Source organism: Aequorivita todarodis, from assembly GCF_028561335.1.
In the GTDB taxonomy this organism is placed as follows: Bacteria; Bacteroidota; Bacteroidia; order Flavobacteriales; family Flavobacteriaceae; genus Aequorivita; species Aequorivita todarodis.
This window is the reverse complement of record NZ_JAQQTG010000016.1, coordinates 258444-284816: the sequence shown is the minus strand read 5'-3', so window position 1 is coordinate 284816 and position 26373 is coordinate 258444. Positions and strand designations below refer to the sequence as shown.

The window sequence follows — 26373 nt, the reverse complement described above, 5'->3', positions numbered from 1 at the left end:
TCTGTTTCAGTTTATTTTTTTATTTGGTATCTGTTACCCTTTATCCAGCACCCAGCACCCAGCACCCAGCACCCAGCACCCAGCACCCAGCATCCGTCACCGGTCATCCAGCATCCGTCATCCCGCATCTAAAAATCCCAAGTATTTAGTTCCTTCATTGCGTGATGCGCGGTTAAGTCGAACTGCACCGGCACCACAGATACAAAGCCGTTGTGTAGTGCCCACTCATCGGTATCCTCGCCTTTGTCTTCATTTACGAATTCGCCGGTAAGCCAGTAATAATCACGCCCCAGCGGATTGGTTCTTTTGTCAAATTTTTCTTCCCAATGCGCATTGGCCTGTCGGCAAACCTTAATGCCTTTTATTTCGGAAGCGCCCAATTTGGGAATATTCACATTTAGTACAACACCTTTTGGAAGTCCGTTTTTAAGAACCTGCTCGGTGATGGATTTTACAAACTTTTTTGAAGGCTTAAAATCGGCTTCCAACGAATAGTCCAAAAGTGAAAACCCGATTGAAGGCACGCCGAGCGTTCCGGCTTCCACCGCCGCACTCATCGTTCCGCTGTAGATTACATTGATGGACGAGTTGCTGCCGTGGTTTATGCCGCTCACGCAAAGATCGGGCTTGCGTTTCAAAATCTCGTTCACCGCTATTTTTACACAATCCACGGGCGTACCACTGCAGCTGTATTCTTTGTGGGGGTCTCCGTTTATCACCTTTATACTATTGCAGTACAAAGCATCGTTAATGGTTATGGCGTGGCCCATTCCACTTTGCGGAGAGTCTGGGGCAACTACGCAAACATCGCCCAGGGTGTTCATTACTTCAATTAAGGTCCGAATGCCAGGAGCGTTGATGCCATCGTCATTGGTTACTAAAATGAGGGGTCGTTTTTTAGACATGGGTTACATAAAATATTAAGGAGACAAAAATACATTTATTAATTCTGTCCCGACAGCCATCAGGACCAGAATTCAGAACTGAAAAACTGTTTAACAAAAAATTAGTACCCAAATCCTTTAATGGCACAGTTTTTTATATAATTTAGGCACTCTTAAAATATATTACCACTATGCGCATAATGAAGAAGAATTTTAAAGTTTTATTTCTTGCTGTTTTTGTTGCTGTAGCTTCCTGCAGTTTTACGACCAAGGAATTTAACGATCCCGATAAAGACAAACTACTTTTAGACCTTATAACCTACGTACTCCAAAAAGGGCACTATGACCCGAAGGACATTAACGATGCGTTTTCGGCCGATGTCTATGAGAATTTCATTAAAGGGTTAGACCCTTTAAAAAGATATTTCCTGGCTTCTGATATTGCCGAATTCAGCAAATACAAAACCGAAATTGACGACCAGATAAAGAACAAGGACCTCTCGTTTTTTGATTTGGTTTACGGTCGTTTTCAGGAACGTATGGAAGATGTGAAAAAAATCTATCCCGAAGTTTTGAGCAAACCTTTTGACTTTAATGAAAAGGAAATCATCAATGTAGATTATGATAAGCTGGCCTATGCCGAATCCAAAAAAGAGCTGAAGGCACGTTGGAAACAACAATTAAAGTTTACCACCCTTTCGGGCTATTATGATTTGGTAGAAGATCAAAAAAACAAAGAGAAGGGCATTACTTCATCTGAAGAAACTACCGATAAAGAGGACGATATAGATTTATCTGAAGCTGGCAAAAAAGCCAAGACCAATGCCGATGAACCATTTGAGCCAAAATCTTTGGCAGAACTTGAACAAAAAGCCCGTGAAACCACAAAAACCTCCTTGGATGAATATTTTGATTTCACCAAAGATTTGGAGCGTAAAGACTATTTCGCAATCTACTTAAACACTATAGTTGAAGAGTACGACCCGCACAGCAACTATTTTGCGCCACCCGACAAAGACCGTTTCGATCTGCAGATGTCCGGGAAACTGGAAGGAATAGGAGCGAGGCTTCAAAAGAAAAATGATTATATCACCGTTATTGAAATAATAAGTGGCGGCCCAGCTTGGCGAAGTGAAAAAATTGAAGTGGGCGATGCCATTCTAAAAGTAAAACAAGAAGACGAAAAGGACCCCGTGAGTATCGTGGGAATGCGCATTGATGATGCCGTAAAACTCATAAAGGGCCCAAAAGGCACTAAAGTTACCTTGACCATTAAAAATGTGGACGGAACAATCTCAGACAAGACCATCACGCGCGATGTGGTTGAGCTGGAAGAAACCTACGCCAAGTCCTCACTTATTGAAAAAGGAGACCGCAAATTTGGATTGATAAACCTTCCGCAGTTCTATTTTGATATGGAAAATTACAAAGAAAGAAATGCGGCCACAGATGTTAAAAAGGAAATCATCCGTCTTAAAGAAGAGGGTATGGAAGGGCTTGTTCTGGACCTTCGCGATAACGGCGGCGGTTCATTGCGCACTGCGGTTGATATAGCGGGACTTTTTATCAAAAAAGGACCTGTGGTGCAAGTGGCTTCCACTGGCAACAAAGAAGTGCTTGAGGACAAGGACAGCGAGATTGTATGGGATGGTCCCTTGGTAATTTTGGTAAACGAGCTTTCTGCTTCCGCTTCCGAAATTCTTGCGGCCGCCATGCAGGATTACAAACGTGCCATTATCTTGGGAAGCAAGCAGACCTACGGAAAGGGCACGGTCCAAAATGTGATTGACCTTAACCAGTGGCTCCGCAAAAATGACATGGGCGACTTAGGCGCTTTAAAGATAACATCCCAAAAATTCTATCGCGTAAATGGTGGTTCAACGCAGTTGGAAGGCGTAAAAAGCGATGTGGTGATGCCAGATCGTTACAGTTATATTGATGTAGGTGAAAGAGATTACCCAAATCCGCTGCCCTATGATAAAATTGATGCGGCAAAATATACCGTTTGGGACGGTTATATAGATTATGACGAAACCATAGAGAAAAGCAAAGCGCGAATGGCCCAAAATGATCAGTTGAAGCTGATAGACGACAATGCGCGCTGGATTAAGGAGCGTCGGGACGAAAAGGAAGTGAATTTGAATTTTGATAAATACAGCGCTGAAATAGAGCAGCGCAAAAAGGAAACCGAGCGTTTCGATGCCATCAATGAATACGACAATCACCTTACTTTTGAATCCTTGCCGTATGAAACCGCGCTAATGAAGCAGGACACCACCCTTTCAGAAAAGCGCAAAAGATGGCATAAAAATCTAAGCAAGGATATGTATGTAGAAGAAGCGGTCCACGTATTGGAAGACTTAAAACTCAATAATATCAAGGCCAAAAAAGTTGCCGATATTAAAAACTAATTATAGCAAAACCGAATACGGGTTTCTGAATGAAACACGCTAAATTTTACTAAATTTGAAGTGTGAAAAACTCCACTTCATTAACCCAGATAGCGCTCCAAAAGTTCAAAAAAAACTTTTGGGGCGTTTTCAGTTTGGGCTTTTTAACGCTCTGTGTTTTGGTCGCAATATTTGCGTACGCCCTTGCGCCAGACAATTCGCAGAACGCCAATCAAATGCATCTTTCCATACATTCCAAAAACCCGGGATTTTCGGTGCAAATGCTCACGATTCCCACAGCCGTTGAAAAGCAAAACCCTTTGTCCGTTTTTTTCTTTGGAAAAAAGAATGCCGATACCGAGATTCCTGTTTCAAAATACGTTTTAAAGAAAAATACCATTGAAATAACCGAATACACGCCGGACGGAACCGAAGGTTTGCAAAAGGAATACGCACTTTCACTTTTCCCAGATGCTTCTTCCGTAGAAGAAATTCCGCAGAAATACATTTCCGAAAAAAAGTTCCTCCTTGGTACTGATAAATACGGCCGCGATTTGTTGAGCCGAATGCTCATCGGGATTCGCATTTCATTGGCAATTGGCTTTGTTGCGGTCTTCATTTCCTTGGTCATCGGCATCGCCATGGGTGCCATTGCGGGTTATTTTGGCGGCAAGGTAGATGCGGCCATTATGTGGCTCATCAATGTTACCTGGTCCATTCCAACCCTGCTTTTGGTAATTGCTATTACCTTAGCCCTGGGGAAGGGTTTTTGGCAGGTTTTTATCGCCGTCGGGCTTACGATGTGGGTAGAAGTGGCGCGTGTGGTCCGCGGGCAGGTAATGGGCGTAAAACAGATGCAATATGTTACCGCTGCCCGAGCTTTGGGGTTTAACGATTTCAGAATAATCGTAAAGCATATTTTGCCCAATAGTATGGCGCCTGTGATAATTATTTCGGCGGCCAATTTTGCGGGTGCAATTCTCATTGAAAGCGGCCTGTCGTTCTTGGGTATCGGCGCCCAACCACCCATGCCCAGTTGGGGCGGCATCATAAAAGACCATTATGCCTATATTATTTTGGGAAAACCCTACCTTGCCCTTATTCCCGGACTGGCCATTATGAGCCTTGTAACAGCTTTTATGCTAATAGGAAATGCCCTGCGCGATGCGATGGATGTGCGGAACGCTTAAAAAAATTTTAATGAACCGAAAATACATATACCCCATAGTCATTATAATCGTAACAGTTGTACTTTATTATGCTGACGAGTTATTCGAAAAGGATGATACTTCAGTTGCTGACACTTCTGTGGTAAAGCAGGATAATTCAAATGAATTTGACGACACTTTCCTTCCCGCCTCAACTACCGGAGCCATCGTAAAACACAACTATTTTACCCTATCCTATTCCGAAGAAAATGAACAGGCGGAGTGGGTGGCTTATGAATTGAAGCAAAGTGATTTGTCCAAAAATGAATTTGAGCGCCCCTATTTTATTGAAGACAAAAAGGTGGAAACAAAATCTGCGGATTGGCGCAATTATAAGAATTCGGGGTATGATCGCGGCCATTTGGTTCCCGCTGGCGACAGAAGGATGTCTTTTGATGCCTATAACGAAACGTTTTTGACCAGTAACATAAGTCCGCAAGACCATGATTTTAATGCTGGCATCTGGAACCGTCTGGAACAAAAAGTTCGCTATTGGGCCGAAATATATGACGGCGTGTATGTAGTAACCGGGGGTGTTTTAACAGGAAACATGAAATCCATCGGCGAGGAAAACGTTTCGGTTCCCAACGAATTTTATAAAATAGTCGTTGATTTTTCCAATGGTAAATATAAGGCCGTTGCCTTTTTAATTCCGAATAAGCCTTCCAGCGAATCTTTTTATGAATACGTCGTTTCCATAGACGAAGTGGAAGCCAAAACAGGAATTGATTTTTTCCCACAACTGCCGGATTCCATAGAGAATAATTTGGAGTCGATGATAGACCTGACAGCTTGGGGGCGGAGATAGTTTTTTAGTCGCAGTCTCAGTTTCAGTCTCAGTCTCAGTCGCAGTTTGCTGTAGTGATACAGTTTGGATTTCTGCTTTCGATTTCGTTTTCGATTTAAGAATAGTGATAATTCGCCCCGTCCAACTTCACAAAAATAAACAGCAAAATAGTAAAGCCCCAAAGTGCGGAGCCGCCGTAACTAAAGAACGGCAGCGGAATCCCCACGGTTGGGAAAATACCTAACACCATTCCCACATTCACGAAAAAGTGAAAAAATAAAATAGCGGCAACACTGTAGCCATATACCCTTCCGAACTGCGATTTCTGTTTTTCTGCCCTAAAGATGATACGCAGAATGAGCCCGACAAAAAGCAGGATTACCACCATACTTCCCACAAAACCCCATTCTTCGCCCACGGTACTGAAAATATAATCGGTGTGCTGTTCGGGAACGAAATTCCCTTTTGTCTGCGTTCCCTGCGTCCAGCCCTTGCCAAGCCACCCACCATTGCTGATGGCGATTTCACTTTGGTGCGTATTGTAACCGATGCCCCGGGAATCAACTTCCTTTCCCAAAACAATATTAAAACGGTCGCGGTGGTGCTGCTTAAAAACATTATTAAAAATGTAGCTTACGGAAAAAGCGAAGGCAATGCAGCCCAAAACAACGAAAATATACTTTATGATATTTGGGCGTTTTTTTCTATTTCTATAAAAGAGAATTCCCGCCAATATTACCACGCCAATCGCCACCCAAATTGCACCAAAGGCGAGCGTAGAAACAAAAAGCATCACGGCAAACAGGCCCAAGAGTAGATAAACCCCGTGCAGCCCTTCCCGATAGAGCGGAAAAACAAAGGCGGCATAAATGAGCGCGCTCCCGGGGTCGGGCTGGAGGATAATCAGCACAGCCGGCAGGGCGAGAATCATCAAGGCACCTATTTGATTTTTAAGGTCCTTCATATTCGTTTGGATATCGCTCACATATTTTGCGAGTGCCAATGCGGTAGCAGCCTTAACAAATTCACTGGGCTGAATGCTTACCCCTCCGAAATCGTACCAAGAGGTGGAGCCGGAAATCGTTTTTCCGAGCACAAAAAGCCCTACAAGTGATAAAAGGGACGCAATATAAATAAGCGTGGCAAAACGTTCATAAAACTTAGATTCTATGGCGAGCACAAAGATGATGAGAATAATACTCAGGCCTATCCAGATAATCTGCTTGCCATAAATTTGGTCAAAATCCCAAAACCCTTTTGCAGTGTCGCTTAAAGAGGCAGAGTAAATGTTTATCCACCCCATAATTACGAGGGCGATGTACATAAAAATCATCAGCCAATCAAAGCGTACGTACGTTCTGCTTCCCGCCATTATCGATTTATTGAGAAAGGTTGGCCACTGTAAGGTTTGGCGTATTCTGCTTCCAGACTGCCTTCCAATACATATTTTTCCATGTCGGTTCGGGTTATTTCGCCCTTTAGGTATTTTTCAATCATAAGGCCTGCAATGCGTCCCGCCCATCGCGAACCCCAATATCCGTTTTCCACAAATACGGCAATCGCGATTTTTGGGTTGTCCTTGGGGGCAAAGGCCACAAAGATGGAATGGTCCGTAAGTTGGACGCGTTTGCCGTCAATTCTGGTGAAATTTTCAGCGGTTCCGGTTTTCCCGCACACCTCGATGCCCGGTACTCTTATGGATGAGGCCGTACCGCGTTCATACACTTGAAACATCCCCTCGACCACTGGTTCGAAATATTCGGGTTCAACCGTAGTGTAATGCTTTTCCTTAAATTTTTGGGGAATGGTATCGGGTCCAATAATATTCTTAATAACGTGGGGTGTGTAATAATAGCCCCTGTTCGCAATGGCCGCCGTAAAGTTTGCCATTTGCATGGGCGTAAGCAAAACCTCGCCCTGCCCAATAGCATTCGAGATAGTTGCCAAGGAAGACCAATTGTGGGTTGGGAAATCGTGGATTTTATTATAATATGCCGAAGTTGGAATATTGCCTCTTTTGCCACTGGGAAGGTCATAGCCCAAAAAGTCGCCAAGGCCGAAACTCATCAAATCCTTTCGCCAAGCATCTATCCCTTCTTGGGGCGTGGGGTAGGTATCCATGATTTTTTTGTAAACGGTACAGAAGTAGGTATTACAGGAATTTGCAATCCCCGAAACCAATGCTACCGGCCCTCTGTGGTGACAGCGAAGCACCCTTCGCCCAAAATGGTAACCGCCTGTGCAGTTTACCACATCATCTACACCTATGGCGTTTTCGTGCAACCCAACAAGGGCGGTAAGTGTTTTAAAAGGCGAACCGGGCGGATATTCCCCCATCAAGACCCTGTCGTATAACGGTTTGGCAAGGGTGTCATACCACAATCTGGTGAAATTTTTTGAACGGTCGCGACCCACCAATAGTGAAGGATCATAACTCGGTGCGGTAACCAAGGCAAGGATTTCTCCACTTTCGGGTTCAATGGCCACAATTCCGCCGCGCTTATGGACCATCAGTTCCTGCCCGTATTTTTGAAGCGTCGCATCAATGGTCAACTGAATATCGTTTCCACGTTCTGGCAAGGTGTCAAAAATTCCATCTTTGTAGGGGCCTATATCCCTGTTAAAGCGGTCCTTTTGAATATATTTTACGCCTTTTACGCCCCGCAGCACTTCTTCATATTCCTTTTCAACGCCAGCCGTACCAATAAGTTCGCCCATTTGGTAGTACGGATTTTTCTCTATGATAGCGTTGTTAACTTCGGCTATGTAGCCCATCACGTTGGCCGAATGGTCCACTTGGTATTCGCGAAGGGAACGACGCTGGATGTAAAACCCTTCATATTTATACATTTTTTCTGAAAGGGAAGCATAATCGGCCTTGTTCAACTGTGGAATTACTACCGAAGGCAATCTGGGCGAATACACCCGCGCCTTGTGCATAATTTCCTTAAAATCTTCCTTCGTAATTTTCAGCAGACTACAAAATTCCAGCGTATCCAGCGGTTTCACATCGCGCGGTATCACCATTACGTCATACGAAGGCTGGTTGGACACCAAAAGTTTCATATTTCTGTCAAACATATACCCACGCTGCGGATAATCGTACATCACCTTGATAGCGCTGTTCTGCGAAAGCGAATCTGAAGAGGCATCATACACTTGCAAATAGAAAAGCCGCGCGGCGAAAAGCACCCCGCTCAACAAAACCAATCCTATTAAAACAATTTTCCTCATTACGATTTTTTATTAAAAAGAATCATAGTGCACACAACCACGATAATGGTAAAAATTCCGGAAAACAACGTAGATTTCAACAGTAACAGTATATGTTTAAAACTAAAAATTTCCAAGGAAAACATCACAAAATGATGCATTAAAACCAAGGACGCAATATAGGTAAGCCGTTCCATGGGGTCGGCTTTTCTAATTTTGACGCTATTGTATTCATAACTTACACCGAAAGAATATTTTAAAACCACAGGCCGTATGTACGCTATAAAGGCACAGGCCGCGGCGTGAACCCCGCCCGAATCCTCAAAAATATCTATGGAAAGGCCCAAAAGAAAACTGAGAAATATCAAAAGTCCCTTATTGCCGTCAAGCGGATAGAGTATTATGAATAAAATATAGAGGTACGGGTTGATATATCCTGCCAGATTCACATTATTGAGCAGCAGCACCTGAAGGAAAACCAACACCACAAAACGGACAATATTTATAAGGATATCACTGTTCGACATCTTCCACTCCTTTTTCCAGATTCAATATTTCCGCTGCTTCGTTATTTTCAATTAGATACACGTGCTCCAAGCTCGTCATATCATTGAAAAGGTCAATATTCACATAATAGTAATTGTCATCGTTATCCAAATGAAAATCCTTTACCGTGCCTATCAGGATTCCTTCGGGAAAAATGGTGGAACGCCCACCGGTGATGATGGTGTCGCCCTTTTCCAATTGTGCAAGACGCGGAATATCTACCAATTGGACCACATTCGGATTTTTTGTATTCCAAATAAGCGACCCGAAATGGCTCGATTTTTTCAGCTTGGCGTTAATACGGCTTTTGGTGTTCAGAATGGATTGGACGGTGGCGTAATTTTCAGAAACATCGCTCACAATGCCCACGATTCCTTTGGAAGAAATAACGCCCAAGTCAATTTTGATGCTGTCCTTTCGGCCTTTGTCGATGGTAAGCTGGTTTTTGGTTTTTGAATAGTTGTTGTTTATTACCCGCGCCGTGAAATAGCTGAATTTGTTGGGAAGCACCGTGCTATCCAATTTTTCAACGGCTATCACTTCCTTGAATTGGTCCAGCTTTTTCCGAAGCATTAAATTCTCCTGAAGCAGCTGTTCGTTTTCCTTTCCGAGATTGAAATAATCCGTAATGTTGTTTCTGAAGGTATAAATACCGCCCGTGATAAAATTGGCAGAGCTTATATATTTGTCGTTGTGGTAATTGTGCGTCTGGATGGTAAGCGCTACGGAAATTGTAAAAAGCACGGCAAACAACAGGAAATTTTTATTCCGAATAAAGAAATATATAATCTGCTGCATTGCTTTGTGGGGTTAATAAATTCTGCTTTCTATTGCGAGCAACGCCATAAATGGGCAACTATTTTTTAAGTTTTTCAGGGAAAATGTCTCTTCCGAAAAATTATTTAATCAGCACGCTTTTGTACTTGTTCAGGTTTTTTAAGCAAATTCCTGTACCGCGAACTACGGCGCGCAACGGATCTTCGGCAATGTAAACCGGAAGATCGGTTTTTTGCGAAAGCCTTTTGTCGAGCCCGCGAAGCATCGATCCACCGCCGGCAAGATAGATTCCGGTGTTGTAAATATCGGCCGCAAGTTCCGGCGGGGTTTGCGAAAGGGTTTCCATAACCGCATCCTCAATTCTAAGAATGGATTTGTCCAGCGCTTTTGCAATTTCCCTGTAAGAAGTTTGAACCTGTTTCGGTTTTCCCGTAAGCAAATCGCGCCCCTGCACGTCCATTTCGTCTGGCGGCAGCTCAAGATCTTCGGTCGCGGCACCAATCTGGATTTTTATTTTTTCCGCAGTACGCTCGCCCACATAAAGGTTGTGTTGGGTGCGCATATAATACACGATGTCGTTGGTAAAAACGTCACCCGCAATTTTTATGGATTTGTCGCAAACAATTCCGCCAAGGGCGATTACGGCAATTTCAGTAGTTCCGCCTCCTATGTCCACGACCATATTTCCCTTGGGCTGCATAATGTCAACCCCAATACCGATGGCTGCTGCCATGGGTTCGTGGATCAAATACACTTCCTTTCCGTTAACGCGTTCGGCACTTTCCTTTACCGCTCTCATTTCCACTTCGGTAATTCCGCTAGGAATACAGACCACCATCCGCAAAGAAGGTTTTAGCCATTTCTTCTTCAATGCGGGAATGTCGCTGATGAACATATTTATCATCTTTTCACTCGCGTCAAAATCTGCAATCACCCCGTCTTTCAAAGGGCGGATTGTTTTAATGTTTTCGTGGGTTTTTCCCTGCATCATTGCGGCTTCACGGCCCACGGCAATTATTTTCCCCGTAGTTCGGTCACGTGCGACAATCGAGGGTGCGTCCACAACAACTTTATCGTTATGGATTATCAGGGTATTTGCGGTACCAAGGTCAATGGCTATTTCTTCAGTTAGGAAGTCAAAAAATCCCATAGTGTAAGTCGGTGGTGTTGAAAGTTAACGTGTTAAGTTTGGTTTTTAACAAATGTAATAAAATTTAATGCTTAAAATGGCGCGTTCCGGTAAATACCATTGCCATTTCATTTTCGTTGCAATAATCTATGCTCAATTGGTCCTTGATTGACCCTCCGGGCTGGATTACCGCTGTTATTCCCGCCTTGTCCGCAATTTCCACACAATCGGGAAACGGAAAAAAAGCATCGCTCGCCATCACGGCTCCCTCAAGGTTAAAATTAAAGGATTGTGCTTTTTCTATGGCTTGCCGTAACGCATCAACGCGGCTGGTTTGGCCGGTTCCGCTGGCGCAAAGTTGTTTTCCCTTTGCCAAAACGATGGTGTTTGACTTTGTGTGCTTGCAAATTTTTGAAGCGAACAACAAGTCTTCTAACTCCTGTGGATTGGGTTTATTGTTTGTGGCGTGCGTTAAAATTTCGGCACTGTCTGTAATATTGTCTTTATCCTGGACCAAAACGCCGTTCAAACAAGTTCTAACGGTTGTTGAAGGTAGTTCAATTTCTTTTTGTACCAACAAAATCCGGTTCTTTTTTCCTTCCAAAATTTCCTGCGCTTTTGCTGAAAAGGAAGGAGCGATGACCACTTCGCAGAAAAGGTCGTGGATTTCATTGGCGGTAGCTTCGTCAATTTCTACATTGCTGATCAAAATTCCGCCGAAGGCAGAAACCGGATCGCCCGCCAAAGCAGCCATATAGGCCTGTTGCACGGTCTCGCGTTGTGCGATTCCACAGGCATTGTTGTGTTTTAAAATTGCAAAGGTTGGGGCTTCGCCCTTGAATTCGTTCATCAAATTTACCGCGGCATCAACGTCCAAAAGGTTGTTGTAGCTCAATTCCTTGCCGTGGAGCTTGGTGAACATTTCATCAAAATTTCCAAAGAAAAAACCTTTTTGGTGCGGGTTTTCGCCGTAGCGAAGTTCCTGCCCATTGGTTTCACTTAATTTAAAAGCAGGTAATTTTTCTTCTTTGTTGAAATAATTAAAAATCGCGGTATCGTAATTTGAGGAAACGTTAAAGGATTTTGCGGCAAAACGCTTCCGGTCCTTCAAGGAAATTTCGCCATTGTTTGCTGAAATCAATTCCAAAAATTCAGCGTAATCGTCAACCGAGGAAACGCAAATCGTGTCCTTAAAATTTTTCGCTGCTGCGCGAATCAAGGAAATGCCGCCTATGTCAATCTTTTCAATAATATCCGCTTCCGAAGCGCCCGAAGCGACCGTTTTTTCAAAAGGGTACAAATCCACAATCACGGCATCAATCTGCGGAATGTTGTATTGCTCCATTTCGGCAACATCGCCTTCGTGGTCCTGACGGTTCAAGATTCCGCCAAAAACCTTTGGGTGAAGTGTTTTTACGCGACCGCCTAAAATGGAAGGGTAATCAGTTATATCTTCCACCGCAATCACCTCGATACCAAGATCGTTGATGAATTTTTCGGTGCCTCCCGTAGAGTATATTTTTACGTTTTGTTCGTGAAGTTTTTTAACAATTGGGGCTAGCCCGTCCTTGCTGAAAACAGAAATTAAAGCCGACTTAATTTTTTTGGAATTGTTCATTATTGAAAATTAAGGCCTACCTTTTTTGGCAGGCAGGTGCAAAAGTACATAATTGCATAGTAAATTTGTAACATAAGCAGCGAGAAAACGTCTTACTTTTCATAAATTTATTAACCCTTTTTTAAAGAATTCAAAATTCAAAATTCGTCAATCGTAAATCTAAAATCGTAAATGCTGATATATCTTCGCGTTTTAAAGGAAAGTTTCAATTTTGCGCTCAATGCGCTTCGGAACAATAAATTGCGGACCTTCCTGTCTTTGGTGGGCGTAACCATTGGAATCTTTTCCATTATCGCGGTTTTGGCGGCCGTGGATTCCCTGAAACGTGAAATAGAGGGCAGCATCAGCGGGCTCGATAACAGCACGATTATCATCATGCGTTTCAATTTTGGCCCGACCGATATTCCACGTTGGAAATGGCAACAATTCCCCGATGTAACTTTTGATGAATACCAATATCTTGAAAGAAATACTCCAAACATTGAAGCGGCAACTTTTACGCTAAACGTACCAAATGAAAGCGTAAAGCACGAAGATAGGCAGGTAGATAATGTGCCAATTGGCGCGGTAACCGATAGCTATTATTACATAGAATCGCTGCAACTTTCCGAAGGCCGTTTTTTTAACGGCTCAGAGTCAAATAGTGGTTCCATGGTTGTGGTTTTGGGTGATGAGATTGCCAAGCAGCTTTTTGGCGACGCCGCAACCGCAATTGGCAAAGAAGTGCGAGTTTACGGAAGGAAATTCAAGGTTATTGGTGTATTGGAAAAGGAAGGAGCCGGTTTATTTGGAAATTCCAAAGACACTTCCATTTGGATGCCAGTAAATGTGGTTCGAAGAATTTATGGCGATAACAACAAAAATACGTTTCCGCAGATAGTAATAAAGCCCGAAAAAGACGTGGACATTGCCGAATTCAAGGCGATGCTCAATCAACAACTGCGGACAAAACGGGGATTGAAACCTGACCAGACAAGCAATTTTTTCATCAACCAGCTACAAGGCTTCGCCGATTTTATTGATGAGATTACGGGAACTATGAACGTAATCGGGCTCGTTATCAGTGGGTTTTCACTGCTAGTGGGTGGCTTTGGGATTGCCAATATTATGTTTGTTAGTGTAAAAGAAAGGACTAATTTAATTGGAATCCAAAAATCCTTGGGGGCTAAAAACAAATTCATTCTTTTCCAATTTTTATTTGAAGCGGTTATTCTTTCCGTAATTGGAGGATTGATAGGGTTGTTTTTGGTATTTATCGTTTCAATAATAGCCTCCAGTTTTACGGGCGATTTTGAATTTGTACTATCCCCGTGGAATATGTTCATCGGCACGGCAATTTCTGCGGCCATCGGGTTAATCTCGGGAATACTGCCGGCAATCTCAGCCTCAAAACTGGATCCGGTAGAGGCGATCCGGACGGGAATGTAAGCCCTCTAACCCCCGAAGGGGGAATTCTCACGATTGTGGAAAAACCAAAAGCTCCTATCGGAGCTTTTTTTACTGAGTTTGAGTAAGAGTTCCCCCTTTGGGGGCGGAGGCGACTTATCCCCCTTCGGGGGTTAGGGGGCTAATATCTTCGCAACTTCTTCGTTTACCCATTCCAAAAACCGCTCGTCTTCCGCAGAAAAAGGATCCTCCACGTGGGAATCTATGTCAATCTGGCCTATGTTTTTTCCATCTTTAAAAAGTGGAATCACGATTTCAGATTTCACGGTTATGCTGCACGCGATGTAGTTGTCCTGCGCCTTTACGTCCGGCACTACAAAGTTTTGGTTGCTAACGGCCACTTGCCCACAAATCCCCTTTCCGAAAGGAATAACGGTGTGGTCTGTCGGTTCGCCTGCGAAAGCTTTTAAATGAAGCGTTTTTTCAGCTTCATTGGCGAAATAGAACCCGACCCAATCGTAGTAACCCACCGAGGACTGCAGCAATTCGCAAACCTCTTTTAAGCGTTGCGCCGTGGGCTCGTTTTCATTCGAGAGAATAGTCTTTACTTTGGGCTTTAAATTTGAAAAAGGCATAGGTTTTTAAGTATCTTGATTACTTTGGCAAAAGTATTTCAAAACCATAACAAACGCCAAAAACAATTCCTGTATTTTTGTTAAATCGGGAAATTTTTAAATCGACATTTTCACATTAAAAAATTTGTTGGTATAACATTGAAAAGTCTGAAAAACAGAAAATCTTTTTTTGAAAGAACTCTTTAAGAAATATAAGGCCGTTGTCCGTTTTGTGGTGCTGTTTTTGGGCACCTATCTGCTGCTTAGCGCCGGTTATGGACTATATTTGAAAACTTCCGTAAACGGCAATTACTTTCCGGATTTTATAACAAACCTGGTTGCAAGGCAAAGTGCCGCGGTGCTTGACACCTTTGGCTACAGCGCAACCTTGACGCCAGATACTGTGGTGCAGGGAATGCTTTTGACCATAGATGGAAACTACACCGTAAATATTGTGGAAGGCTGCAATTCCATAAGCGTAATTATTCTGTTTGTTGCCTTCATCATCGCCTTTGCGGAAAATTTCAAAAAAACGGTATTGTTTCTATTTGCGGGCGCTGTCCTGATTTATATTGTGAATATACTGCGCATCGCCATACTAACCGTTGCCCTGTACAAATATCCCCAGCACGAAAATATTTTGCATTCCGTCGTTTTTCCCGGCATAATCTATAGTATGGTCTTCGTTTTATGGATGGTCTGGGTGCGGATGCTAAAACCAAATTTGCCCAATGAATAAAGTTCTGAAAGTACTGGGAATTCTTGCACTGGCTGCCTTGTTGGTGCTGATCCGCGCTTTTGAGGATACCTTGTTTTACGATCCGCTGCTGCATTTTTTTGAAATGGATTACAAGTCCATGCCCTTGCCCGAAATGGATACTTTTGCACTGCAAACGGGAATTGCGCTGCGTTTTTTGCTCAATACAATCATTTCCCTGGCTATTCTTTGGCTGGTCTTTCAGGATCGGGGCATTATCAAGCTATCCTTAATACTTTACAGCTTTCTTTTTGCAATTCTTTTTATGGCTTTCAGTTTCATCATTTTCACTTCGGAAGAATCCAGCGGGCATTTCGTATTGTTTTACGTAAGAAGATTTTTGATACAACCGCTGTTTTTGCTGATACTCCTTCCGGCTTTTTATTTTCAGAAATACAAATCACGCTGAATTTTTGATACATTTGCAATTCTAAAATTTAACTGAATATGAAAAAATTATCGCTTATTCTCATCGCTATCGTTGCAATTACCATTTCGTCCTGTAAAGACAATGCCAAACAAACCGAACCGGAAGTTGTAACGGTCGATACCACCGAAGCCGAAACCAAAACCTATGAAATAGCCCAGACAGAGGCAGAATTCAACGACCCAAAGGTAGAGGCAATCTTTGAGCAATACCTGCAAGTGGAAGCCGCCTTGGTAAATACCGATGCCGCCAAAACTCAAGCCGAAGCGGCAAAACTGGAGTTGCTTTTAAAGGAAATGAACGCCGAAGAAACCACGCAAAACGCCGTAGCGGCAATGGCAGCTTCTGAAGACATCAAAGTGCAGCGCGAAAATTTTGAACCCTTGGGCATGGGAATGGAAAAAATGCTTCAGGGAACTTTAAAGTCAGGTATGCTTTACAAGCAATATTGCCCAATGGCCTTTAACAATAAAGGCGCCTATTGGATAAGCAGCAGCAGAGATATTCTAAACCCATATTTTGGTGATAAAATGCTGAAATGCGGAAGGGTGGATGCTGAGATTAAGTAAGCAATATTTAAAAACAGTAGCGGAAGTAAGTTCTAAACTTCAAAACCTGCCCCAGCCCTAAAGGGAGCAATATATTTTCTCCTTTTGGGGCGGGATAAACACCTAAACTCATAAACTCATAAACTTTCTTAAATAATATTCGTATTTTTGCGAAAGCATGAAAAAAACCATTTCCATATTCCTGTCCATACTGATGCTCGCCAGCAGTTCCGGGATAGCCTATGCACAGCACTTCTGCAGTGGGATGGAGATGGTGGCCAAAATAACTTTGGGCGAAAAACAGCTTTCCTGCGGAATGGAAACCGATGCTCCAGCTTCGGATTGCGGTAGTGAAACTGCTGTTCCTGAAAAACATGATTGCTGCAAAAACCATATTACCAAAATAAATACAGACGATAATTATGCAAAAGCCTCGTTCGATCTAAAACTGAACAAAACCTTTGTAGCTACCTTCGTTTCTGTATTTGTGCTGCAGGAAGTAGAAATAGCTTCCACTGAAAAAATATTCTTCGCGGATTACAATCCGCCACCCCTTGAACAGGATTTGAACATTCTGTACGAGACTTTCCTGATTTGATTTTTCGATTTTAAAACCGGCCCACTTCCGGCAAGTGGAAATCCGTGGTACCCGAAACTTTCGGAATACCCGGTGTAAAACTTTAAAATCATTTTATCAACCCATCCTTTTCCTTCAAAAAATCACGAAAACGATTTCTTGAAAACCTTCCGGGGAGTTGATTTCTAAATCAGATACGGAATGAAAAAATATATAATATACTTTGTGATACTGGCAGTTGGCCTGCTCTTGGGCTATCTTTTCTTCGGAAGCAATTCCGAAGAGGCAAAAATTGGCCAGGATGCTGCCGTGGAATCCCACGACCACAACGGCGAGGAGGCCGTACAAATGTGGACCTGCTCTATGCACCCCCAGATTATGCAGCCCGAACCCGGCGATTGCCCTATCTGCGGAATGGAGCTAATACCCGCCGAGACTGGTGCCGATGGCCTTGTGTCCGACCAGTTCAAACTTTCTGAAAACGCCCTGGCCCTGGCCAACGTACAGACTTCTGTTGTAGGTGCCGGCCAGATTAGCGAAGGGGTGATGACCCTTTCGGGCAAAATCAGCGAAAACCAAGAGAACAACGCCGTACAAAGCTCGTATTTCTCCGGAAGGATAGAGAAACTGAACATCAACTTTACCGGCGAGGAGGTACGGCGCGGCGAGTTGCTCGCCACCATCTATGCCCCCGAATTGGTGGCCGCACAACAGGAGCTTATTACGGCGGCATCGCTAAAGGAATCGCAGCCCAAACTCTATCAGGCAGTGCGCAACAAGCTCAAGCTGTGGAAGCTTTCGGAAAGCCAGATAGACGCCATTGAGGCCTCGGGCAAGGTCCGCGAATATTTTCCGGTTTATGCCACGGTCTCCGGCACGGTCTCCGAAAAACTGGTCAATGAGGGCGACTATGTAAAACAGGGTCAGCCGCTCCTTAAAATAGCCAACCTCAACACGGTCTGGGCGGTATTTGACGCCTATGAGGGCCAAATTGCCCATTTGCGGGTGGGCCAAAAGATACAGGTTACCACCAACGCTTACCCCCACCGCGAATTCGACTCAAAGATTTCATTTATAGAACCCACCCTTGCCACGGCCACCCGTACGGTAAACGTGCGTGCCGAACTCGACAACAGGGAGGGCCTGCTAAAACCGGGAATGTTTGTGCAGGGAAGGATTGAAGGCACGGCCCCCAAAAAGGAAACGACCTTGACGGTACCCAAATCGGCGGTGCTGTGGACGGGCGTCCGCTCGGTGGTGTATGTAAAGCCCAATCCGAAGGAACCCATTTTTGAAATGCGCGAGGTTTCCCTGGGGGCCTCCACTGAATACAGTTACGAAATTATCAGCGGCCTGCGTCCGGGAGAGGAGATCGTTACCAACGGAACCTTTACCGTAGATGCCGCTGCGCAGCTTCAGGGGAAGGCGTCCATGATGAACCAGGAGGGCCCGCTGGAGAAGGAAAAGATACTCGGTACCACCGATGCCGTACAGATGCAAATGCACCTGCCCGAATCCTTTCAGAAAGAATTCTTGCCGGTCATAGATTCCTATATCGTCCTAAAGGATGCCTTTGTAACCTCCCAGCCCGAGGCGGTAAAGGAAAGGGCGAAGGAAATGCTCCAGCGGCTGAAAAAAGTGAAGACCGGGGATCTGCAAAAAATGGAAAAGGGGCACCTCTTCAAGATAAAGGATATGCTCACCGCGATGGGCGAGGTGGCAACCATTGAGAACCAAAGGGACCATTTTATTGTTCTTTCGGAAAATATGGTGGCCATTGCCCACAATATAGAGCAATTGCCCCAGGCACTTTACGTGGCCGAATGTCCAATGGCAAATAGCAACCGGGGTGCGGTGTGGCTGAGCCATTCGTCCGAAATCCACAACCCCTATTACGGCGAGGAAATGCTCAGTTGCGGAAGTGTAATCGATACCTTAAAATAAAGTGGGATGCTGAACAGAAGTATAAAATTTTTGATTGAAAACAAATTGGTGGCGGTACTCCTATTGCTCCTTTTTGTGGGCTGGGGAATCGTAAATGCACCCTTTAACTGGGATACGGGCTTTCTGCCTTCAAACCCGGTGGCCGTTGATGCCATTCCCGATATAGGCGAAAACCAACAAATAGTATATACCCAGTGGGAAGGCCGTTCGCCACAGGATATAGAGGACCAGATAAGCTATCCGCTCACCACAACCTTATTGGGGATTCCCGGGGTGAAGACCATCCGCAGTTCTTCCATGTTCGGATTTTCGAGCATCTATATCATTTTTGACGAGGATGTGGAGTTCTACTGGAGCCGTAGCCGCATTTTGGAAAAACTGAACTCCCTGCCCGCAGGCTTGCTGCCCGAAGGCGTTAACCCTTCCCTGGGCCCGGATGCCACCGGATTGGGACAGGTTTACTGGTACACTCTTGAAGGCCGCGACAAGGAGGGCAACGTAACCGGAGGTTGGGATTTGCACGAATTGCGTAGCATTCAGGATTATTATGTGAAATATGCCCTTTCCTCGGCAAGCGGCGTTTCCGAAGTGGCCTCCATCGGCGGCTACGTACAGGAGTACCAAATAGACGTAAAACCCGAGCTGATGCGGCAATACAATGTCACTTTGGCGCAAATCGTCAAGGCGGTAAAGGAAAGCAACAAGGATATTGGGGCGCAGACTATGGAGATAAACCGTGCCGAATACCTGGTCCGTGGTCTGGGATACATCGAGTCGGTTGCCGATATTGAGGATGCCGTGGTCACTTCGGAAAATTACACCGCCATCCGCATAAAGGATATAGCCAACGTGAGCCTGGGGCCAGCGCCCCGAAGGGGAATTCTCGACAAGGAAGGTGCCGAAGTGGTAGGCGGGGTGGTTACGGCGCGGTACGGGGCCAACCCAATGGAGGTCATCAACAATGTAAAGGAAAAGATAGCCGAGCTCAGCTCCGGCCTGCCTTCCAAGAAACTGTCGGACGGCACTACCTCCCAGCTCACCATAGTGCCCTTTTACGACCGGTCTATCTTGATACAGGAAACCTTGCACACCCTGGACGAGGCCCTGAGTATGGAAATCCTCATCACCATTTTCGTGATTATCGTAATGGTCTTCAACCTAAGGGCCTCCCTGCTTATCTCGGGCCTTTTGCCCGTAGCGGTGCTGATGGTGTTCATTGCGATGAAGTTATTCAACGTCGATGCCAACATCGTGGCCCTGTCGGGTATTGCCATTGCCATTGGGACTATGGTGGACATTGGGGTCATACTTTCCGAAAATATACTCCGGCACCTCGACGAGGAAGCGGAGCGTGTGGAGGAAACCGGCGTACGACAGCCAATCAACACGGTTGTTTATAAGGCGAGTGCCGAAGTCTCGGGTGCCATTCTCACCGCGGTGCTTACCACCATTATCAGCTTCATTCCGGTGTTTACGATGATCGGGGCCGAAGGGAAATTATTCCGCCCCCTGGCCTTTACCAAAACTATGGCCATAGCGGCCTCTCTCATAGTCGCCCTGTTTCTCATTCCGCCTTTTGCCGCCTATTTGTTCCGAAGTGCTGCCCGCCGAAAGACAGGAAGGTCTATAGGAAAAACACTGGGCGCGCTCATCAATCCGCTTCTGATAATATTAGGGTTGGCCGCCGTGGTTTTTGGCTATTGGTTAGGTTTGATCCTCATCGGCTTCGGAATTACGGGATTGTTAAAGGACCGCAAATTTGCTTCCCGTTTATCGGAAAGATGGATCCTATCCGATGCGCGCGCGAACACCGTCAATATATTTATCGCCGCCCTGGCCGTGGTATTTTTATTGGCCGAGTTCTGGCGACCCCTCGGAGTGGACCGCAGTATATTTTGGAACCTGCTGTTTGTGGGCCTGATCTGCTTTGGGTTGCTGGCCGTCTTTTGGGTGTTCCAGTACTATTATACCCGCATTTTGAGGTGGGCTCTTCGCAATAAGATTTTGTTTCTTTCCATTCCCACACTTATCCTCGTATTGGGTGTCCTGATATGGCAGAACACGGGCAAGGAGTTTATGCCCTCGCTGAACGAAGGCTCCTTTCTGTTGATGCCCACCTCGATGCCCCATGCGGGGGTGGAGGAGAACAAGCGTATTTTGCAGCAGCTCGATATGGCTGTGGCCAGCATACCCGAGATTGAGACGGTGGTGGGAAAAGCCGGCCGTACTGAATCGGCATTGGACCCCGCACCGCTGTCTATGTATGAAAACATCATTGAGTACAAACCCGAATACGCCTTGAACGCAAACGGAAAACGCCAAAGATTCAAGGTGAATGAAGATGGTCTGTTTGTACTAAGGGATGGAAATTTGGTACTGAATCCAAATAAGGAACTGGAATCGGGAGATGATTACAAAGCATCTGAAATAGAGAATCCGTTTTTTGTAAAGGTGGAGGACCTCATTCCCGATGACGACGGCGAATTCTACAGAAACTGGAGGCCCGAGATACAATCGCCAGACGATATTTGGGATGAAATTGTGCGCGTTACCCGGTTTCCGGGCATAACTTCTGCTCCCAAATTGCAGCCCATCGAAACCCGCTTGGTGATGCTGCAAACCGGAATGCGCGCCCCGATGGGAGTTAAGGTGAAAGGCCAGAACCTTCGGCAGATAGAGGCTTTTGGACTGGAATTGGAAGAAATCCTTAAACACGCGGAAGGAGTGAAAAAAGAAGCCGTCTTTGCCGACCGCATTGTGGGGAAACCCTATCTGTTGATAGACATCAAAAGAGACCGCCTTGCCCGTTACGGAATTACCATTGAGGACGTGCAGCGCATCCTCCAGGTGGCCGTGGGAGGGATGCCCCTAACCCAAACGGTGGAAGGCAGGGAACGCTATGGGGTACGGGTGCGGTATCCCCGGGAGCTGCGTGCCGACCCCGAAGACCTCAAAAGAATTTACGTGCCAGTGGAAAAGGGCAATCCCGTCCCCTTGGGCGAACTCGTGGAGATAAAATACGAGCAAGGCCCTCAGGCGATAAAAAGTGAGGATACCTTTTTGGTGGGCTACGTGCTCTTCGACAAGATGGAGGGCTACGCCGAGGTGGAGGTGGTAGAAAACGCCCAAGCCCTGATAGCTGAAAAGATTGACAACGGCGAACTTATCGTGCCCCAGGCCATAAGCTACCAGTTTACCGGCACCTATGAAAACCAGATTCGGGCCGAGAAAACCCTTTCAGTCATTGTGCCTTTGGCCCTGGCAATTATCTTTTTGATTCTCTATTTCCAGTTCCGTTCCGTTTTCACCTCCTTAATGGTGTTTACGGGAATTGCCGTTGCTTTTGCGGGAGGTTTCCTAATGATTTGGTTTTATGGGCAGGATTGGTTTTTGAATTTCGACTTTTTTGGGGAGAACCTTCGCGACTTGTTCCAGATGCACACCATCAACCTGAGCGTTGCCGTGTGGGTAGGCTTTATCGCCCTCTTCGGAATTGCTACTGATGATGGGGTGGTGATGGCAACCTATCTCACCCAAACCTTTGAGCGGAACGACCCCGAGGATGTAAACGAAATCCGATCCTCGGTGGTAGAGGCTGGAATGAAGCGCATCCGCCCGTGCCTGATGACCACGGCAACCACGCTCTTGGCGCTCTTGCCCATTCTCACTTCCACCGGAAGGGGTAGCGATATTATGATACCTATGGCCATCCCGAGCTTTGGCGGAATGGCAATCGCCCTGATAACCCTCTTTGTGGTTCCCGTACTCTTCAGTTGGAGAAAGGAAGCGCAATGGAAGAAGAATAACTTGACCCTTAATGAGAAGTGATTATGAAAGCAGTAAAACACAATATTTTTAAAACCGATATAAGGAGAACTTTTATCGCCCGTGCGATGGTAGCACTAATGGTATTGCTTGTAGGTTCGCTCCAAGGGCAAACGTTGGATGCCTATATTGGGGAGGCCTTACGGGAAAACCCGGGGATTAAATCGGCAGAAGCGAAATACATGGTTTCTTCTGAAAAAATTTCCGAAGCGACAACCTGGTCCAATACTGAATTTGGAGCCGGATATTCCGTGGGACAGATGGAAATGGGAATGATGCCAAAAGCTGAGTTCTCTGCCATGCAAATGGTGCCATGGTTCGGGCTACTCGGGGCACGGAAAAATTATGCCACTGCTGTTGCTGATGCCGATTATGTGGGAATGGAAATTGCTCAAAAAAACCTGATCCTTTCGGTAAAGCAATCGTATTATCGGCTCTATGGGATAAAGGCCAAACAAAAAGTCTTTGATTTGAATATAAGGTTGCTGAAAACCTATGAACGTATGGCACTTACCTCGGTTGAGGTTGGAAAAACCTCTGCGGTGTCGGTATTGCGACTTCAAATGAGGCAGAACGATCTGGTTGAGAAAAAGTTGATCCTCCAACAGGAGTTTGAGGCCGAAAAACAGGTTTTTGAAAAACTATTGAACCGAGAGACAAGCCAGCCGCTGGCAATTCCCGATACACTTACAATCTCCCCGCATCAGGAAATTGAGCGCGATATCGACCTACATCCCGAATTGGTAAAATTTGAAAAACTCAATCGAGCAATAGCGCTATCGGAAAAGGTCAACCGGAAAGAAAGCGTACCGCAACTCGGGGTGGGTGCCGAGTATATGCTCTTTGCTGAAAACCCCGATATGGTCATGCCCATGGTTTCGTTGTCGATTCCTATTTTCAACAAAAAGCACAAATCGGTTTCAAGGCAAAACGAACTGCGCCAGCAGGAGATCCAATACCAGAAAAAAGAGCGCAGGAACGATTTAAAATCCAATTTGGCCAAGGCTATCTCACAACGCGAGCAAGCGCAAATTAAATTTGAAACTCAGATAAAAAACCTTCAGCAGGCAAAAAATGCTGAAAAGATCCTTATAAAAAATTACGAAACAGGCACTATTGATTTCAACGATGTACTGGACATTCAGGAACTGCAATTGAAATTTCAGATAGACTATATAGAATCCGTCAAAAACTATTATATACAATCTGCAATCATCAATTATTTAACCAATTAACAAATCAATATTAATCTAAATATAACACAAAATGAAAAACGTAAAAATGACATTGGGAATACTGGTAATCACATTGGTAACCCTAACTGTAACTTCTTGTAATAATGGCAAAAAAGACCACTATGGAGAAAATTACCATTCAGAAATGACGAATCACGGCGACCATGGCGATAATTCGGGAATGGTGAACGAATCCAAGGATGATAATATGATGATAAAAGGCGAAAAAAATCAAGAGCACTCAAAGGTAATGGCGTCCTATTTAGAACTAAAAAATGCCTTGGTCGCAGATGATAATGAAAAGGCGCAAAATGCGGGCAAAACCTTGATGAAGGATTTGCAAAGTTTTGATACTAGTAAATATTCAGCAGAACAACAAAAAGAATTGAAGGATATTCTTATGGACGCCACGGAAAATGCAGAACACATTTCGAAGAGCCCCATAAAGCACCAACGCGAACATTTTAAAGTCTTGAGCAAGGATATGATTGATATGGTGGCAATTACAGGTACATCTACAACACTTTACCAACAGTTCTGCCCAATGTACGATGAGGGAAGTTCTTGGTTAAGTGCCAACAAAGAAGTAAAAAATCCATACTACGGCAGTAAAATGCTAAAATGTGGAAGAGTTGAAAAAGAAATAAATTAATATTAAAAATCTGCAAGGTATTTCCCGCCCTTCAGCGAGGTTCCTTGTAGGTTTTATCAACGGTGTAATGAAAAAGATTCTGAAAATAATAGTCTTGGTTTTGATAGTTGCCTTCGTCGCAATCCAATTTATCCCCACCGAGCGCAACCAAAGCGATATGGTGCCAAAGACCGATTTTGTGGTGGCAAACAATCCGCCGGCCGAAATCAGTGCCCTATTAAAAGAATCCTGTTACGATTGCCACAGCAACCACACGGACTATCCGTGGTACAATAAAATCCAACCGGTAGCCTGGTTTTTGGAACACCATATAAAGGAAGCAAAGGCCGAATTGAATTTCAGTGAGTGGAATGATCTTTCCGTGCGAAGAAAGAACAGCAAGTTAAGGTCAATTATAAATCAAATTAAGGACGATGAAATGCCGCTGTGGTCATATACCTTAATGCATCGCCACGCGGTTTTATCGGAAGCTGAAAAGGAATCAATTATCGCATATATAACCGAGGTAAAGGATAGGTTGCCCTAAAGCTGCGGCACAAGGGCACCAGATCGTCAAGCTTAGGTCTTAAATTTAAAATCGGATACGATGGACAACTTTCTAAAACAATGGGGCGAAGCCGCCTATACCACCGCCGGATTTTTCTGGATGGCACTGTGGGCGTTCGTTTTGGGCTATATCATCAGCAGTATGATACAGGTTTTTGTAACCGAAAAACGGATGCAAAAAACCATGGGCGAAAAGGAAAACAAAAGTGTATTGCTGGGAACTTTTTTCGGTTTTATAAGCAGCTCGTGCAGCTTCGCCGCTTTGGCCAGTGCCAAATCCCTCTTTAAAAAAGGAGCGAGTTTTGTTTCTTCCATTGCATTTTTATTGGCTTCCACAAATCTTGTTATCGAGTTGGGAATCATAATTTCCATCTTTCTTGGCTGGCAGTTTGTGGTTGGCGAATACGTGGGCGGAATTATTTTAATACTTATAAGCTGGTTGCTGATTCGTTTAATAAACCCAAAAAAGCTCATCGAAAACGCCCGAAAAAACTTGAAAGAGAACGAAGGGGAAGATGAAAAGCAAAGCACCGATTGGAAAAAGAAAATAGCCTCGGAAAAAGGTTGGGCAAAAGTGGCCAAACAATACAAAATGGAATGGGCGATGGTTTGGAAAGACGTAACCGTGGGCTTTACCATTGCCGGAATCGTGGCGGTTTTTGTGCCAGATTCCTTTTTTCAGACCCTGTTTATAAACAGTGGCAACGGAAATACGGATTTTACTTTTCTTGAAATTTTGGAACACGTAGTCGTGGGCCCAGTCGCAGCTTTTCTAACCTTTATTGGCTCTATGGGAAACATTCCGCTGGCTGCGCTTCTCTTCGGAAAAGGCGTCAGTTTTGCCGGAGTCATGGCCTTTATTTTTAGTGATTTGGTGGTTTTTCCAATTCTGCGGATCAATGCGAAATATTACGGGTGGAAAATGAGCCTTTTTATCCTTTTTCTGCTTTTTACTTCCCTGATTGGAGCCTCGTTGGCGCTACATTACGCCTTTGATATTTTTGGTGCGCTGCCCGACCCTTCCCAAGTAAAAATCACTGATACCGAATATTTCAAATTCAATTATACCTTTTATCTCAACCTGGCTTTTTTGATTATTTCCGCAGGGTTGATATACCTCGGGTTTTTCAAAAAGAAAGATGTGGAGTACAAAATGGCTGAAATGGCGCCGAAAAGCAAACTGCTTGAGAATATTTTAAAATACGCAGCATTTTTCTGCTACCTATGGCTTGCGGGAGGGCTGATTATTAAATTTTTAATATAGAAAGAGGAAACAGGAAACAGGAAACAGGAAACAGGAAACAGGAAAC

The 26373-nt window shown here is 44.7% G+C and carries 22 protein-coding genes; 14 read left to right on the top strand and 8 right to left on the bottom strand.

Annotation, left to right across the window (positions count from 1 at the left end; translation table 11 throughout):
- Positions 1-128: 128 nt before the first annotated feature.
- On the bottom strand, positions 129-905 hold the full coding sequence (gene surE / locus POV26_RS07330) for a 5'/3'-nucleotidase SurE (protein ID WP_272855814.1): 777 nt from the start codon (positions 903-905) through the stop codon (positions 129-131).
- Positions 906-1084: 179 nt separating this feature from the next.
- Here surE and POV26_RS07325 point away from each other — a divergent pair, with 179 nt between their 5' ends.
- The 3 genes from POV26_RS07325 (at position 1085) to POV26_RS07315 (ending at position 5290) form a co-directional block, all read left to right on the top strand.
- Positions 1085-3295, top strand: coding sequence for a carboxy terminal-processing peptidase (locus POV26_RS07325; RefSeq protein ID WP_272855813.1), 2211 nt, complete (start codon positions 1085-1087; stop codon positions 3293-3295).
- Between the two features lie 62 nt (positions 3296-3357).
- Complete coding sequence (locus POV26_RS07320) at positions 3358-4464, top strand: ABC transporter permease (protein WP_272855812.1); 1107 nt, start codon at positions 3358-3360, stop codon at positions 4462-4464.
- Between the two features lie 10 nt (positions 4465-4474).
- Positions 4475-5290, top strand: coding sequence for a DNA/RNA non-specific endonuclease (locus POV26_RS07315; RefSeq protein ID WP_272855811.1), 816 nt, complete (start codon positions 4475-4477; stop codon positions 5288-5290).
- Positions 5291-5384: 94 nt separating this feature from the next.
- On the opposite strand, the gene rodA is transcribed toward POV26_RS07315, so the two are convergent.
- The 6 genes from rodA to purH all read right to left on the bottom strand — a co-directional run bounded on the left by rodA (position 5385) and on the right by purH (position 12552).
- Positions 5385-6641 (bottom strand): rod shape-determining protein RodA, encoded by a 1257-nt coding sequence (gene rodA / locus POV26_RS07310; RefSeq protein WP_272855810.1) that lies wholly within the window; start codon positions 6639-6641, stop codon positions 5385-5387.
- Entirely contained in the window at positions 6641-8503 is a 1863-nt protein-coding gene (gene mrdA / locus POV26_RS07305; protein ID WP_272855809.1) for a penicillin-binding protein 2, read from the bottom strand. The genes rodA and mrdA overlap by 1 nt, the downstream gene beginning before the upstream one ends.
- Positions 8503-9009: a hypothetical protein gene (locus POV26_RS07300; protein WP_062622406.1), complete on the bottom strand. Its 507-nt coding sequence runs from the start codon at positions 9007-9009 to the stop codon at positions 8503-8505. Before POV26_RS07300 ends, mrdA begins: the two co-directional genes overlap by 1 nt.
- Complete coding sequence (mreC, locus tag POV26_RS07295) at positions 8996-9826, bottom strand: rod shape-determining protein MreC (protein WP_272855808.1); 831 nt, start codon at positions 9824-9826, stop codon at positions 8996-8998. Before mreC ends, POV26_RS07300 begins: the two co-directional genes overlap by 14 nt.
- Positions 9827-9926: 100 nt before the next feature.
- On the bottom strand, positions 9927-10955 hold the full coding sequence (locus POV26_RS07290; RefSeq protein WP_045080783.1) for a rod shape-determining protein: 1029 nt from the start codon (positions 10953-10955) through the stop codon (positions 9927-9929).
- Between the two features lie 64 nt (positions 10956-11019).
- Entirely contained in the window at positions 11020-12552 is a 1533-nt protein-coding gene (gene purH / locus POV26_RS07285) for a bifunctional phosphoribosylaminoimidazolecarboxamide formyltransferase/IMP cyclohydrolase (protein ID WP_045080782.1), read from the bottom strand.
- 171 nt (positions 12553-12723) lie between these two features.
- On the opposite strand from purH, the gene POV26_RS07280 reads away from it, so the two are divergent.
- Positions 12724-13980 carry an ABC transporter permease gene (locus POV26_RS07280; RefSeq protein ID WP_272855807.1) on the top strand — a complete coding sequence of 419 codons (1257 nt, stop codon included), beginning with the start codon at positions 12724-12726 and terminating at the stop codon, positions 13978-13980.
- 131 nt (positions 13981-14111) lie between these two features.
- On the opposite strand, the gene POV26_RS07275 is transcribed toward POV26_RS07280, so the two are convergent.
- A complete protein-coding gene (locus POV26_RS07275) occupies positions 14112-14573 on the bottom strand; it encodes a GAF domain-containing protein (RefSeq protein ID WP_272855806.1) in 462 nt (153 codons plus the stop codon).
- Between the two features lie 169 nt (positions 14574-14742).
- On the opposite strand from POV26_RS07275, the gene xrtF reads away from it, so the two are divergent.
- From xrtF to POV26_RS07225, 10 genes are all read left to right on the top strand, one after another.
- Positions 14743-15291, top strand: a complete 549-nt coding sequence (gene xrtF, locus POV26_RS07270) for an exosortase family protein XrtF (protein ID WP_272855805.1) — start codon at positions 14743-14745, stop codon at positions 15289-15291.
- Positions 15284-15718 (top strand): exosortase F system-associated membrane protein, encoded by a 435-nt coding sequence (locus POV26_RS07265; protein ID WP_272855804.1) that lies wholly within the window; start codon positions 15284-15286, stop codon positions 15716-15718. Before xrtF ends, POV26_RS07265 begins: the two co-directional genes overlap by 8 nt.
- Positions 15719-15756: 38 nt before the next feature.
- Positions 15757-16305 carry a DUF3347 domain-containing protein gene (locus POV26_RS07260; protein ID WP_272855803.1) on the top strand — a complete coding sequence of 183 codons (549 nt, stop codon included), beginning with the start codon at positions 15757-15759 and terminating at the stop codon, positions 16303-16305.
- 157 nt (positions 16306-16462) lie between these two features.
- Positions 16463-16882 (top strand): HYC_CC_PP family protein, encoded by a 420-nt coding sequence (locus tag POV26_RS07255; protein ID WP_272855802.1) that lies wholly within the window; start codon positions 16463-16465, stop codon positions 16880-16882.
- Between the two features lie 180 nt (positions 16883-17062).
- A complete protein-coding gene (locus tag POV26_RS07250; protein WP_272855801.1) occupies positions 17063-18805 on the top strand; it encodes an efflux RND transporter periplasmic adaptor subunit in 1743 nt (580 codons plus the stop codon).
- 6 nt (positions 18806-18811) lie between these two features.
- Entirely contained in the window at positions 18812-22633 is a 3822-nt protein-coding gene (locus POV26_RS07245; RefSeq protein ID WP_272855800.1) for an efflux RND transporter permease subunit, read from the top strand.
- A 2-nt stretch (positions 22634-22635) separates the two neighbouring features.
- Positions 22636-23865: a TolC family protein gene (locus tag POV26_RS07240; RefSeq protein ID WP_272855799.1), complete on the top strand. Its 1230-nt coding sequence runs from the start codon at positions 22636-22638 to the stop codon at positions 23863-23865.
- Between the two features lie 31 nt (positions 23866-23896).
- Positions 23897-24517 carry a DUF3347 domain-containing protein gene (locus POV26_RS07235; protein WP_272855798.1) on the top strand — a complete coding sequence of 207 codons (621 nt, stop codon included), beginning with the start codon at positions 23897-23899 and terminating at the stop codon, positions 24515-24517.
- 67 nt (positions 24518-24584) lie between these two features.
- Entirely contained in the window at positions 24585-25043 is a 459-nt protein-coding gene (locus POV26_RS07230) for a heme-binding domain-containing protein (RefSeq protein ID WP_272855797.1), read from the top strand.
- Positions 25044-25103: 60 nt separating this feature from the next.
- Positions 25104-26327, top strand: a complete 1224-nt coding sequence (locus POV26_RS07225) for a permease (RefSeq protein WP_272855796.1) — start codon at positions 25104-25106, stop codon at positions 26325-26327.
- Positions 26328-26373 lie beyond the last annotated feature (46 nt).

Coding starts and splice junctions, on each gene's coding strand:
- surE (WP_272855814.1), bottom strand. CDS start 905: ATGTCTAAAAAACGACCCCTCATTTTAGTAACCAATGACGATGGCATC.
- POV26_RS07325 (WP_272855813.1), top strand. CDS start 1,085: ATGAAGAAGAATTTTAAAGTTTTATTTCTTGCTGTTTTTGTTGCTGTA.
- POV26_RS07315 (WP_272855811.1), top strand. CDS start 4,475: ATGAACCGAAAATACATATACCCCATAGTCATTATAATCGTAACAGTT.
- rodA (WP_272855810.1), bottom strand. CDS start 6,641: ATGGCGGGAAGCAGAACGTACGTACGCTTTGATTGGCTGATGATTTTT.
- mrdA (WP_272855809.1), bottom strand. CDS start 8,503: ATGAGGAAAATTGTTTTAATAGGATTGGTTTTGTTGAGCGGGGTGCTT.
- POV26_RS07300 (WP_062622406.1), bottom strand. CDS start 9,009: ATGTCGAACAGTGATATCCTTATAAATATTGTCCGTTTTGTGGTGTTG.
- mreC (WP_272855808.1), bottom strand. CDS start 9,826: ATGCAGCAGATTATATATTTCTTTATTCGGAATAAAAATTTCCTGTTG.
- POV26_RS07290 (WP_045080783.1), bottom strand. CDS start 10,955: ATGGGATTTTTTGACTTCCTAACTGAAGAAATAGCCATTGACCTTGGT.
- purH (WP_045080782.1), bottom strand. CDS start 12,552: ATGAACAATTCCAAAAAAATTAAGTCGGCTTTAATTTCTGTTTTCAGC.
- POV26_RS07280 (WP_272855807.1), top strand. CDS start 12,724: ATGCTGATATATCTTCGCGTTTTAAAGGAAAGTTTCAATTTTGCGCTC.
- POV26_RS07275 (WP_272855806.1), bottom strand. CDS start 14,573: ATGCCTTTTTCAAATTTAAAGCCCAAAGTAAAGACTATTCTCTCGAAT.
- POV26_RS07265 (WP_272855804.1), top strand. CDS start 15,284: ATGAATAAAGTTCTGAAAGTACTGGGAATTCTTGCACTGGCTGCCTTG.
- POV26_RS07260 (WP_272855803.1), top strand. CDS start 15,757: ATGAAAAAATTATCGCTTATTCTCATCGCTATCGTTGCAATTACCATT.
- POV26_RS07255 (WP_272855802.1), top strand. CDS start 16,463: ATGAAAAAAACCATTTCCATATTCCTGTCCATACTGATGCTCGCCAGC.
- POV26_RS07250 (WP_272855801.1), top strand. CDS start 17,063: ATGAAAAAATATATAATATACTTTGTGATACTGGCAGTTGGCCTGCTC.
- POV26_RS07245 (WP_272855800.1), top strand. CDS start 18,812: ATGCTGAACAGAAGTATAAAATTTTTGATTGAAAACAAATTGGTGGCG.
- POV26_RS07240 (WP_272855799.1), top strand. CDS start 22,636: ATGAAAGCAGTAAAACACAATATTTTTAAAACCGATATAAGGAGAACT.
- POV26_RS07235 (WP_272855798.1), top strand. CDS start 23,897: ATGAAAAACGTAAAAATGACATTGGGAATACTGGTAATCACATTGGTA.
- POV26_RS07230 (WP_272855797.1), top strand. CDS start 24,585: ATGAAAAAGATTCTGAAAATAATAGTCTTGGTTTTGATAGTTGCCTTC.
- POV26_RS07225 (WP_272855796.1), top strand. CDS start 25,104: ATGGACAACTTTCTAAAACAATGGGGCGAAGCCGCCTATACCACCGCC.